The 11716-nt window shown below is 54.3% G+C and carries 11 protein-coding genes; 5 read left to right on the forward strand and 6 right to left on the reverse strand.

The genetic code is table 11. The features are described from left to right. Nucleotides 1-31 precede the first annotated feature (31 nt). From VIN76_RS04790 to VIN76_RS04800, 3 genes are all read left to right on the forward strand, one after another. Complete coding sequence (locus VIN76_RS04790) at nt 32-1228, forward strand: acyl-CoA dehydrogenase family protein (RefSeq protein WP_332040679.1); 1197 nt, start codon at nt 32-34, stop codon at nt 1226-1228. 33 nt (nt 1229-1261) lie between these two features. Then, the gene (locus VIN76_RS04795; RefSeq protein WP_332040680.1) at nt 1262-2401 is read left to right on the forward strand and encodes an acyl-CoA dehydrogenase; all 1140 of its coding nucleotides are present in this window, start codon (nt 1262-1264) and stop codon (nt 2399-2401) included. Between the two features lie 94 nt (nt 2402-2495). After that, the gene (locus tag VIN76_RS04800) at nt 2496-3806 is read left to right on the forward strand and encodes an MFS transporter (RefSeq protein ID WP_332040681.1); all 1311 of its coding nucleotides are present in this window, start codon (nt 2496-2498) and stop codon (nt 3804-3806) included. A gap of 2 nt (nt 3807-3808) precedes the next feature. On the opposite strand, the gene VIN76_RS04805 is transcribed toward VIN76_RS04800, so the two are convergent. Continuing rightward, nucleotides 3809-4546, reverse strand: a complete 738-nt coding sequence (locus VIN76_RS04805) for an SDR family NAD(P)-dependent oxidoreductase (protein WP_414696287.1) — start codon at nt 4544-4546, stop codon at nt 3809-3811. Nucleotides 4547-4658: 112 nt separating this feature from the next. Here VIN76_RS04805 and VIN76_RS04810 point away from each other — a divergent pair, with 112 nt between their 5' ends. Continuing rightward, a complete protein-coding gene (locus VIN76_RS04810) occupies nt 4659-5429 on the forward strand; it encodes an SDR family NAD(P)-dependent oxidoreductase (protein ID WP_332040683.1) in 771 nt (256 codons plus the stop codon). A 5-nt stretch (nt 5430-5434) separates the two neighbouring features. Here VIN76_RS04810 and VIN76_RS04815 read toward each other — a convergent pair whose 3' ends face one another. The 4 genes from VIN76_RS04815 to VIN76_RS04830 all read right to left on the reverse strand — a co-directional run bounded on the left by VIN76_RS04815 (nt 5435) and on the right by VIN76_RS04830 (nt 8996). Then, nucleotides 5435-6208 (reverse strand): SDR family oxidoreductase, encoded by a 774-nt coding sequence (locus VIN76_RS04815; protein WP_332040684.1) that lies wholly within the window; start codon nt 6206-6208, stop codon nt 5435-5437. 110 nt (nt 6209-6318) lie between these two features. Next, the gene (locus tag VIN76_RS04820) at nt 6319-7239 is read right to left on the reverse strand and encodes a hydroxymethylglutaryl-CoA lyase (protein WP_332040685.1); all 921 of its coding nucleotides are present in this window, start codon (nt 7237-7239) and stop codon (nt 6319-6321) included. Between the two features lie 68 nt (nt 7240-7307). Then, nucleotides 7308-8087, reverse strand: a complete 780-nt coding sequence (locus tag VIN76_RS04825; RefSeq protein WP_332040686.1) for a GntR family transcriptional regulator — start codon at nt 8085-8087, stop codon at nt 7308-7310. A gap of 81 nt (nt 8088-8168) precedes the next feature. Further along, nucleotides 8169-8996, reverse strand: coding sequence for a sugar phosphate isomerase/epimerase (locus VIN76_RS04830; protein WP_332040687.1), 828 nt, complete (start codon nt 8994-8996; stop codon nt 8169-8171). 176 nt (nt 8997-9172) lie between these two features. On the opposite strand from VIN76_RS04830, the gene VIN76_RS04835 reads away from it, so the two are divergent. After that, nucleotides 9173-10753 (forward strand): fatty acid--CoA ligase, encoded by a 1581-nt coding sequence (locus VIN76_RS04835; protein ID WP_332040688.1) that lies wholly within the window; start codon nt 9173-9175, stop codon nt 10751-10753. A 161-nt stretch (nt 10754-10914) separates the two neighbouring features. Here the strand turns inward: VIN76_RS04835 and VIN76_RS04840 are convergent, their stop codons facing one another. Then, on the reverse strand, nt 10915-11673 hold the full coding sequence (locus VIN76_RS04840; protein ID WP_332040689.1) for an SDR family oxidoreductase: 759 nt from the start codon (nt 11671-11673) through the stop codon (nt 10915-10917). Nucleotides 11674-11716 lie beyond the last annotated feature (43 nt).

Consider the following 11716-nt stretch of genomic DNA (forward strand, 5'->3'; position numbering starts at 1 on the left):
TTGCGTGAAAATAGTCATTGGAGAGTCGTTCATGAATCTGGAATTCACAGCAGAGGAAAATGCATTTCGCGACGAAGTGCGCTCGTTTATCGAGAATAATTATCCCAAGCACATTCAAGGCAAGAACATGCAGGATGAGATGAGCAGGGAAGAGCTCACCGCCTGGTATAAAATCCTTGGTGAAAAGGGATGGTCGGTTCCTGCCTGGCCGGTGGAATATGGCGGCACCGGCTGGACCCCGACAGAGCGTTATATCTGGTCGGAGGAAAATGCCCGCGTCAATGCCATTATGCCGCTGCCTTTTGGCGTCTCCATGGTCGGCCCGGTTATCTATACATTCGGTAATGAAGAACAAAAAGCAAAGCATCTGCCGGGCATCCGCAGCGGCGACGTGTGGTGGTGTCAGGGTTATTCGGAACCGGGTGCAGGTTCGGACCTTGCATCGCTGAAAACAACGGCGGTGCGCGACGGGGACCATTATATCATCAATGGCCAGAAGACTTGGACGACGCTGGCGCAGCATGCCGACTGGGGATTTTTCCTGTGCCGCACCGATCCCGATGCGCCGAAACAACAGCAGGGCATCAGCTTCATTCTGGTGGACATGAACACGCCTGGCATCGAAGTGCGCCCGATCAAGCTGGTCGATGGCGGCCATGAAGTGAACGAAGTGTGGTTGACTGATGTTCGCGTTCCGGTGGAAAACCGTGTGGGTGAAGAAAATAAGGGCTGGACCTATGCGAAATTCCTGCTCGCGCACGAACGCTCTGGCATTGCCGGAGTGGCACGGTCAAAGCGCGGTGTAGAGCAGCTAAAGGACATTGCCTCAAAAGAGATGCTCGATGGCAAGCCCTTGATCGAGGACATGGGATTCGCGCGCAAGATCAGCCAGTTGGAAATTGACCTTGCGGCACTCGAAATCACCGAGCTGAGGACTTTGGCAGGTGAACAGGCAGGCAAAGGGCCGGGGCCGGAAAGTTCGCTTCTGAAAGTGAAGGGCACGGAAATACAGCAGCGCCTGACCGAATTGACGCTGGAAGCTGTCGGCAATTACGGCATGCCCGATTTCCGCAGCTTTCCGGAAGACGGATCGAACGACTTCCCGATTGGTCCGGATTATGCCCACGGTGCTTCCTCGACATATTTCAACATGCGTAAAACGTCGATTTACGGCGGATCCAACGAGATTCAACGGAACATCATCACCAAAATGGTTCTCGGACTCTAGATCCAACCGCACAAATCATAAGAAAGCGATATTATGGATTTCAATTTTTCTGACGAACAGAACATGGTTCGTGATGGTATTTCCCGGCTGGTTCGGGAGCAATATGAATGGGACACGCGGCGCGAGATCATTGCAAGCGAAGCGGGTTGGCGGCCGGAATTCTGGGCACAGCTGGCGGAGCTTGGCATGCTCGCCGCGCCGTTCTCCGAAGAGGATGGCGGTTTTGGCGGCGGGGCGGTCGAGGCCATGCTGATCATGGAAGAATTCGGTAAAGGCCTTGTCGTCGAACCGTTCATTCCCAGCGTGGTTTGTGCCGGCGGCTTCCTGAAACATGCCGGAACGACAGCGCAAAAAGAAGAATATCTGAGCGGCATAATCGCTGGTGAAAAAATATTCGCCTTTGCTTATGCCGAGCCGCAGGGGCGCTATGATCTGGCGAACCTGACCACAACCGCTAAGAAAGACGGCGACGGCTATTCCCTGAGCGGCCAGAAAGCGGTCGTGATCGGCGCGCCATGGGCAAGCCATTTTGTCGTCACGGCACGGACCTCTGGTGGTCAGGCTGACCGGAACGGTGTCTCCGTATTCATCGTCGCCAAGGATGCAGACGGCATCAGCATGCGCGATTATGCCACTGTCGACGGTCGCCGCGCTTCGGAAGTGTATTTCGAGAATGTTTCGCTTCCCGGCGATGCCTTGATCGGTGAACTGGACAACGGCCTTGCGCTGATCGAGAAGGTTGTCGATGAAGCAACCGCAGCGGTCTGTGCCGAAGCGGTGGGCGCGATACAGATGACGAACAAGATGACGCTGGAATATGCGCAGCAGCGCAAGCAGTTCGGCGTTCCGATCAGCAGCTTTCAAGTGCTTCAGCACCGGATGGCCGATATGTTCATGGAATATGAGCAATCGGTTTCCATGTCTTATCTGGCAACGATCAAGCTGAGCGAAGAAGAAGCCGAGCGCAAGCAAACCGTCTCTTCGGCAAAAGTGCGTATCGGCCAGGCGGCCCGCTTTGTCGGCCAGTCAGCGGTGCAGACCCATGGCGGCATGGGCGTAACCGACGAAACCGCGGTCAGCAGCTATTTCAAACGGCTGTCCATTATTGAAAGCGAGTTTGGCAGTGTGGACCACCACATGCGGCGGCATATAAAATTGTCGGCTGCCAGATAAGTTCAGCTTAAAAAAACCATCATAATCCTATCATAAAAGGGGGGACTTGTGCCCCCTTTTTCACGCTATTCCTTTCCCTTCCCAAAGGGAGAGGATGAATATGGTTCAGCAGGCCGCAGCGGTACCGAAAAACGCGTATCGTTACTTTATTTTATTCATGTTGATGCTGACCTATATGTTCAACATCACGGATCGCATGGTCATGTCGATCCTGATCGAGGATATCAAGGCCGACTTTGTCCTCACTGACACGCAAATCGGTCTTTTGGCGGGAACTGCCTTTACGATTTTTTATGTGGTGCTCGGCATTCCGGCAGGGCGGCTGGCCGACCGCACCAACCGCAAAAATATGCTGGCGATTGCCGTCAGCCTATGGAGTGTGATGGCTGCACTCTGCGGGGTTGCTACAGGTTTCTGGACACTGTTTCTGGCGCGGCTTGGCGTGGGTGTGGGGGAATCGGGCGGTAATCCCCCCGCAACTTCGATCATCACCAATTATTTCGATACGCACGAACTATCCAGAGCGATGGGAATATTTTCCCTTGGGGCGGCCTTGGGGCCTGTAATGGGGTTTGTCGCGGGTGGTTTACTGGCGGAAGCCTATGGCTGGCGCTGGACGTTCATCATCCTCGGTTTGCCGGGCGTTGTGCTGGGCGCGATAATCTATCTGACAGTCCGTGAACCGGATCGCAGCCGCTTTTCAAAGAGCGAGCAGGAAAAGGTAAAAGCTGTCACGCAGGAACCTTTTGCGAAAACCATGGCTTCGCTATGGAAAAACCGGATTTTCGTTCGCGTTGTGCTGGCCAATGCACTGGGCATTATTGCGCTTTATGGTTTCTCGATCTGGCTGGCTCCGATCCTTATGCGCAATTTTGAAATACCGGTGTCGCAGGTCGGTATTTATCTTGGCATCGCCTGGACGGCAGGCGGAGTGCCGGGCATGATCCTTGGGGGATATTTTACCGACTGGCTGGCGCTGCGTAACCCGAAATGGCGCGCGTGGTATAGCGCCATTGTCATTTTAATATCCTTGCCTTTGCTGGTTGGTTGCCTGCTATCCGACAATGTCCTGCTTGTCCTTGTCCTTTATACGCTGGGCTATGCAGCGCATAGTTCAACCCAGGGACCGGCTATCGCCATGATGCAATCTTCGGTTTCGCCCACTGAACGGGGGACAGCATCCTCGATCAATGGTCTGGCCGCAACTTTCCTTGGCTATTTCATCGGACCCGCCGTGGTAGGTATGATGAGCGATAAACTGGCCGGGGATTATGGCACCATGTCCCTTAACTATGCGATGATCGCGATTACGGTGTTCAGCCTGATTGCAGCAATATTCGCTTATTTATACGCCGCCAAGGCCGTGCCCGGCAAAGCGGCCGTGCTATCGCCGCAGACTGCGTGATGTCATAACAACAACCCGCCATCCGCGATAAGCGTTTGCCCGACTATATAGCGTGCAAGTGGAGAGGCCAGGAACAGCGACAGGCCAGCCATATCATCTGGCTCGCCAATCCTGCCAATCGGGATGTTTGCGATAGTTGCTTCCCGGCGCTTTGGATTTTGCGTTGTAACGGCCGTCATCTTGGTGGCGATCAGACCCGGAGCAATGCCGTTGACGCGTATGCCATCGGGTGCCCATGCCTTGCCCAAAGTGCGGGTCAGGCCCATCGCGCCGGTTTTTGAAGCATTATAGGCCGGGTTACCAACGGTGGCGTGATAGGCAGCGGTTGAGCTCACAATGATCATTGATCCCTGGGCTGCTTTCAACAGGTCATAAAATGCACTGGCAAAGGTCATCAGGCTGTTGAGATTGACCTGAATGACTTTCGCAAAATTGTCGGGTTCAAATTCCTGCCTTTTATAGAGCACCATTCCTTGCGAACAGACAAGCACATCCAGCCGGTCGAATGTCTGGCGATAGCGGGCAATCGCGTCATTATCAGCCGCATCGACCTGAGCATAATGCAGGCCTTCCAGGTCAGAGCCTTCATCCTTTGAGTAATCGTCTGCACTAGCGCGTGTTCCGGTGACATGGACCCGTGCCCCGCGTCCGCGAAACGCCTGCGCCGTGGCGTTGCCAATTCCGCTGGAGCCGCCGATGATGGCAACTATTTTTCCGTTATAATCCAGTGACGCATCAATCATAACGTCCCTCTCCCTGTTTTTCATTTTACTACTATGAAAAGCGATATTGCCCCATCGGAGCAAGATGGTCTAGGACCGATTTCAATCACGCTTAACCAGAGGAAAAATCATGCAAATACCGTTCTCACTGGCCAATCGAACAGCCCTGATCGCCGGAGCATCATCGGGTCTGGGAGCGCATTTTGCGGAATTATTCGCTAAGGCCGGAGCGAACGTGGTGCTGGGCGCACGGCGCACTGATCGTACTGCGGAAGTGGCAGACAGGATTATCGCTGCGGGGGGTAACGCGCTGGCAGTTCCCATGGACGTGACGGATGAAGGGTCCATAATCGCGGCCTATGATGCGGCGGAAGCCAAATTCGGTATCGTGGATACTGTCGTCTGCAATGCCGGGATCAGCGTGCCCGGCCGATCGACAGATGTCCCTATTGATGGCTTGCAAAATGTCATCGGCACCAACTTTGTCGGCGTCTATCTGGTCGCGCGCGAAGGGGCGAAGCGCCTGATCGCCAGTGACAGCCGGGCAAAGGAAAATGGCCGGATCACCATTATCGGATCCATCACATCGCGCCTGACCGGTGAAGGGGACAGCGCTTATGCTGCAAGCAAGGCCGGCGTCGCGCATCTTGGACGCAATCTGGCGCGGGAATGGGTGCGGCAAGGGGTGAATGTCAACACCGTCCATCCCGGTTATATCGCCACAGAAATTCAGGGCGACTGGTTTCAAACCGAAGGCGGCAAGAACCAGATTGCGGCTTTCCACCGGCGGCGGTTGCAGGATATGTCTTCGCTTGATGCGATGATGCTGTATTTATCATCCGATGCCGCGAATTCGGTGACGGGTTCGGAGTTCGTGATTGATGACGGGCAGTCGCTATAGGCTATTTACAGCCCACCGGTGACGAACAGGCACTGACCGGTCACCCAACTCGCGGCTGGTGAAGCCATATAGACTACGGCAGCGGCTATATCATCTTCCTGGCCAAACCGGCCCAGGGGGATGCCGATATTCTTTAGCAGTTTCTGTCGGTCTTCTTCGGATTTTATTCCCATGGACTCGTCGAAATTTTCGGTAGGGATCGGGCCGGGAGCGACCGCATTGACCCGGATTTTAGGCGCAAGTTCAAGCGATAATGTGCTGGTCAGGCTGTTCACCGCCGCTTTGGATGCACCATAGGGGCCGTTTTTCACCTGACCGCCAAAGGATGCGCGGGACGATGTGTTGATGATGACCCCGCCGTCATCTTTCATGTGCCTGGCCGCAGCGACAGCGCCCATCCAGGCGCTTTTCAGGTTAAGATCAATCTGCGCGTCCCATTCATCCTCAGATGTTCTGGTAAGATAGCGCGGTGTTCCGTCCGGCAAACCGCCCGCATTATTGACCCAGATGCCGAGCGAGCCCAGCTCATTCACTGCCCTATCGGCCAGATGCTCCAGTGCGGACATATCCGTGACGTCGGTGGGCACGACTATGGCACGGCGGCCAAGGGCGCGGATTTCCTCTGCCACATTGTCCAGATTACTGGCCGTCCGGGCCGCGAGCACCACATCCGCGCCCGCTTCTGCCAAAGCCAATGCAATCGCGCGTCCAATGCCTTTGCCGGCGCCAGTGACGACTGCGACCTCGCCATCCAGTCTGAACCTGTCCAGTATAGCCATGCGTGATATGCTCCTTTGCCAGCCAGATTATCGGCAGCAAAAGAGAAGTCCACTAACAGAATAGCACTAGTATAATCGCCAGACCGGATCCAGCGCTTAACGCTCGGCCCTTAACCCTCGGCCCGTGCGACGAGCGAGGGTAATTGCCTGCCCAATATGGTTTCAAACCATTTGTTGGTGGCAATCGCCTGGGTCAGGTCAACGCCGTGCTTTATCCCCGACCGGTCCAGCAGGTTGATCAAATCCTCGGTAGAGATATTGCCCGTGGCATTGGGGGCGAACGGGCAGCCGCCAAGCCCGCCAATGCTGGCGTCCAGCGTTGTCACACCGGACCGCACAGCGGCCCAGGCATTGGCAATGCCGGTGTTGCGCGTGTCATGGAAATGCGCGCGCATGCTAATGTTGCTGGGCAGCAGTTCTTTCAAGCGGCCAAACAGGTCCTCGACCTGAGCGGGGACGCCGACACCAATTGTATCGGCAAGCGCGATTTCAAGCGGTTCTTCTTCGGCCATTTCACTGGCGATATGCATCACGGTTTCGGGGGGAACATGCCCTTCAAACGGACAGCCAAAGGCGGCGGAGATTGTGACCTGCGCTTTCAGCCCTTCGGCCTTTGCAAAACGGATCATCTCGCGATTTTCGCGGATGCCCTGTTCTATGGTCTGCCCCTGATTTTTCTGACCGAACGTGTCGCTGGCAACGATGACACAGCCCGCTTCGTCAATACCGCGCTGGCCCTCTTCCTTGGTCGCCAGCGCGCGCAGCACGCCGCGCTTGTTCAGGCACAGGCCGATATAAGAGACGTCATCGCGGTCCGGCAGTCCGGCAATCACCGCTTCCGCATCGGCCATCTGGGGCACACGCTTGGGGTGAACAAAACTGGCCACTTCCATCCGGCGGATGCCCGCATCGATCATTTTACTGATAATGCCAAGCTTGTCGGCTGTCGAAATTATATCCGGTTCATTCTGCAACCCGTCACGCGGGCCAACTTCGACGATATTCACGGATGTCTGATTATTCTGTGTCATAAGATTATCTGTATTATAAATGTCTAGGGGAGGCGATCAGTAATGATATGGGGTCCACGCAGTGGAGATCAATCCACCTCGATATGCATCGAATAGGCAAAATGTTCGCCAGGGTGATAACTTGCAGAAATCTCGAAAATCCGGCCATCTTCGTCGAAATAGCAGCGCAGGATGCGTAGCACCGGATCGCCTTTGGTCAGGCCCAGTCCCTCCAATATGTCTTTTGAGGCTTTAATCGCCTGAATATCCTGGGTCACACGTGTAACCGTAACTTTTCCGAGCAATTCAATCTGACCGAACAGGGTAACCGCATTGGTATCGATCTGCGCTACGGCTTCTGCCAAATCGGGATGGATCCACGCCTCTGTGAGCGCGATGGGCAGCTCTTTTCCGGGCTTCATCCGCTTTCCGCGGAAGGTAAACCATTCACCTTGCGGACTGATGTCAATCTGAGCCGCTACATCATCGGGAATGGCGGTGGGCTGTCTCTTTTCAAAGATAATAGTGGTATCACGCGCATATTGCAAAATCTCGCCGACGTTACTCAGCGGCTGGTGCAGCGCTCCGGCGCGCGCCGTTGCTGGCTGAACCAGTGTTCCCGACCCGCGTTTGCGCGTTATCAGGCCTTCGGTGGTCAGCTTGCGCAAAGCCTCCCGAACCGTGAAACGGCTGACATCATATTTTTCGCACAGGACAGATTCTGTCGGGAAATTACCAGGATCAGCATAATCCCCCTGTAAAATCGCCGCGCGTAATTCATCGGCCAATTCAATGTACCGAGGTTTTTTCTTCGCTGTGCTTTTGATCTTTTTAGGCGCTTTCACGGCCAATTTTTCTTTCCCTGACATAGACTAACCTTATTCGAGCCGATGCTGTGAAGCAAGAGAGCCTGAGCGTGAAGCGGCAATCTATTTTTTATTATCCGTAAATTATTTGTTGCGGTTGGTGGAGGATGAGGCAGGGGACAATAAAGCCCTGCTTGCAGCAATTGCCCGACAGGCCCAATCTTCCGCATCAAAAGACGGGCCGGAATTATAATGCGGGACCTCAATATCCAGATCGACATGATCCCCCATAAGGGCAAGAAAGTCACGAAGGGGGAACACGCCTTCGCCGGGGATCATCCTGTTCATGGCTTCTTCGTCATAGCTATCCGATTTGCGAAAATGGGCGCCATCACATATTTGTGCATAGCCAATATCGCGCGGATCAATGGCCTTAACCTGATCCAGCGTTCCGCCTGTCCGGAATAAATGCAGCGCATCAATTGCGATTTTCAGGTTCGGCTGGCTCGTGACGCGGTGGAGCTTTACTGCTTTTTGAAGGCTGTCACAGCCTTTCGCAAAGCCGGTAAATTCCAGCCCGATCTCCATGCCCAGATCGCGCCCTATTTCGCAAAGCATAGCAAGCTGGTCCGTAATTCTTGCGCTATCGGTTTCAGATATGTGGGTAACGGCGCGTTTGGCGCCCAATTCTGCGGCCAGTTCCAAAGCAGCCTTATATTGCGTCACGTCTACGCCGGGCATGACAGGAAAATATTCCGCGTTGATGATCGATACGTGATTATCGCTGAGTAGCGATTGGAAATCCTGTTTGTCAGCAGCGGTAACAACCGGAAAAATATTCTCCCCGGCCTCTGTCACCGGTGAGGATGTGAACAGGCAGACTTTCTTTAAGCCGGCCTTTGCCGCGAACCGGACGAGTGCGGCCGGGCCGCCTTGCGCCAGGCAAATTTGATGAAGGGCAAAATCACGCATGGCTTATTGGTAATCCGCGGCACAGCGATTGCACCTATGACTTTAATGCAGAAGGCCCGGCTATAAATGTTCAGAAACGGGGCTAGTGAATCTGTTAGGCTGTATGCACGGCCGCGGCGATTAGATAGGGTACTGGGAATCGGTCCCGTGGAGGACCGTGAAAACAGGACAGGTATATGCTGAAAGAAGATATTATAACAATCGCTGACGTTATCCGGGAACGGGCAAAGGAACGAGGGAACGAGGTCGTTTTCACCTTCGAGGGTGACCAGATGACATATTCCCAATTGGATACAGGCAGCAACCGTGCGGCCAACGGGCTGTTATCGCTTGGTGTCAAAAAGGGCGACCGGATCGCCTATATGGGTAAGAACTCGCATCTGTATTTCGAGATACTGGCAGGCGCGGCAAAAATCGGCGCAGTGATGACGCCCGTGAACTGGCGCCTGGCGGCCCCCGAAGTGGCTTATATTGTCAATGATTGTCAGGCAAAAGTCCTGTTCATTGGACCCGAATTTGTTGATCTTGCGCGCCAGATTAAACCCGATCTGGAGCATGTCACTACCATTATCGGCTCCGAGGGAGCGGATGCGGAATTTCCCGGCTATCCGAAATGGCGCGATGGATTTCCCGATGTTGATCCGATGGTGCATTGTGCGCCGGACGATGATGCCTTGCAGCTTTACACGTCGGGTACAACCGGCCACCCAAAAGGGGCGGTTCTGACGGGTGCTTCCATCTTTGCCTCTCGCGCAAGGCTGTCGGATGATGAACTGGCCGACTGGCAAAAGTCAGAGCCGGGAGAGACTATGTTGCTCGCCATGCCCTGTTTCCATATTGGCGGGACGGGGTCAGGACTTGGAAATATTTACAGCGGGGGCCACGCGGTCATAGTGCGGGAATATGACCCGTCACAGGCGCTCGATTTCATTGAGCAATATGGCATTAACAAGATTTTCATGGTGCCTGCCGCGATCCAGATATTACTGAATCACCCAAGGGTTGGCGAGGTCGATTTCTCGAAGCTGAAATATATCACTTACGGCGCGTCTCCAATCCCGCTGGAAATGATGAAGCAGTCTATTGATATTCTCGGCTGCGAATTTGTGCAGATGTATGGCATGACGGAAACAACAGGGACGATTGTTGCCTTGCCGCCAGAAGATCATGATCCGAACGGGAATGAGAAAATGCGTTCGGTGGGCAAGCCGCTACAGGGTGTCGAGGTGAAGATTATCGATGATGAAGGTAACACTCTGCCGCCCCGAGAAGTGGGTGAGATTGCCACGCGCTCGTCCTACAACATGAAAGGTTATTGGAACCTGCCCGAAGCCACGACTGCGACAATTGATGCCGAAGGGTGGCTGCGCACTGGTGATGCGGGCTATTTTGACGAAGACGGCTACCTCTATATCCATGACCGGGTGAAGGATATGATCATCTCGGGCGGAGAAAATGTCTATCCGGCAGAGGTCGAGAACGCGATCTATGGCCACCCGGCCGTTGCGGATGTCGCAGTGATCGGCGTGCCGGACGAAAAATGGGGTGAGGCTGTGAAAGCCTGCGTTGTATTAAAGGGCGATGCAGATGCGGATGAAGCGGAGATTATCGGTCATGCGCGCAAGAATATCGCGGGCTATAAATGTCCCAAATCGGTCGATTTCATCCCGGCACTACCGCGCAACCCGTCAGGGAAAATACTCCGCCGCGAATTGCGTGCGCCCTATTGGGAAGGAAAAGACCGCGCGGTGAATTAGAGATTTGATCCTCTCCCTCTTCTGGGGGAGAGGAAACAAGAGCTTGGCCAACGGGGGCTGTCTAGGGAATTGGAAAGGGGGGAGTAGGCGTAAAACCTCCCCCCCCCCTTTTTTTCAAAACCATCCGTCCCCTTCTTTATTGAAGAGAGGCACTCAGTTTTTTAGAACTGCACTCTTTTCGTAAAGCCGCCGTCAATCACGACATTTGTGCCGGTCGTATAGCTTGATGCCGGGCTTGCCAGAAATACAACGGTACGCGCGACATCGTCTGCACTGCCGAAATCACCCAGTGCAAAACCGGCCTTGGTGGCTTCATAGAAGTCCGGCATACCCGCCTCGATCTGGGACCAGTTGCCGCCGGGGAATTTGATCGGGCCGGGGGATACCATGTTAACGCGGATCCCCTTGGGACCAAGTGCCTGGCTGAGCTGCGATCCATAGGTGATAAGCGCCGCTTTCATTGCGTTAAATGCTTGAGGCGCAACGAAAGTTTCGAATGCAGCAGTTGATGACATGAAGATAACCGAGCCATCATCCGACTTTTCAAGATAAGGCTCCAATACCTCCATCGCTTTGACAGCACCAATGATATCGGTCTGGAATGTCACTTCCCAATCACCGGTCGCACCTGCACCGGAAGAGCTGACATTATGTACAAAAATATCGCATCCGCCCAATTCCTCTGCTGCCTTTTTCAACCAGCCGGGATAAGCTTCAATGTCACTCATGTCGAATGCCTCGGCAAACACTTTGCCACCATGTGCTTCAAGCTCGCTTTTTGCCGCCGCAACCTGTTCCGCATTGCGAGAGAAAAAGGCGACATCAGCGCCTTCCTTAGCGAAATGCTCAAGCGCCGCACGCCCCAGTCCGCGGCTTCCGCCTGTAAGAATGACTTTCTTGCCCTTAAGTCCTAAATCCATATTGCACTCCTTTAATATCGTTGACGATTATGTTCGCGGGTGA

The organism is Parasphingorhabdus sp., assembly GCF_036568145.1.
Lineage (GTDB): Bacteria > Pseudomonadota > Alphaproteobacteria > Sphingomonadales > Sphingomonadaceae > Parasphingorhabdus.

Coding starts and splice junctions, on each gene's coding strand:
- VIN76_RS04820 (WP_332040685.1), bottom strand. CDS start 7,239: ATGACACAGAATAATCAGACATCCGTGAATATCGTCGAAGTTGGCCCG.
- VIN76_RS04840 (WP_332040689.1), bottom strand. CDS start 11,673: ATGGATTTAGGACTTAAGGGCAAGAAAGTCATTCTTACAGGCGGAAGC.
- VIN76_RS04825 (WP_332040686.1), bottom strand. CDS start 8,087: ATGTCAGGGAAAGAAAAATTGGCCGTGAAAGCGCCTAAAAAGATCAAA.
- VIN76_RS04815 (WP_332040684.1), bottom strand. CDS start 6,208: ATGGCTATACTGGACAGGTTCAGACTGGATGGCGAGGTCGCAGTCGTC.
- VIN76_RS04835 (WP_332040688.1), top strand. CDS start 9,173: ATGCTGAAAGAAGATATTATAACAATCGCTGACGTTATCCGGGAACGG.
- VIN76_RS04800 (WP_332040681.1), top strand. CDS start 2,496: ATGAATATGGTTCAGCAGGCCGCAGCGGTACCGAAAAACGCGTATCGT.
- VIN76_RS04810 (WP_332040683.1), top strand. CDS start 4,659: ATGCAAATACCGTTCTCACTGGCCAATCGAACAGCCCTGATCGCCGGA.
- VIN76_RS04830 (WP_332040687.1), bottom strand. CDS start 8,996: ATGCGTGATTTTGCCCTTCATCAAATTTGCCTGGCGCAAGGCGGCCCG.
- VIN76_RS04790 (WP_332040679.1), top strand. CDS start 32: ATGAATCTGGAATTCACAGCAGAGGAAAATGCATTTCGCGACGAAGTG.
- VIN76_RS04795 (WP_332040680.1), top strand. CDS start 1,262: ATGGATTTCAATTTTTCTGACGAACAGAACATGGTTCGTGATGGTATT.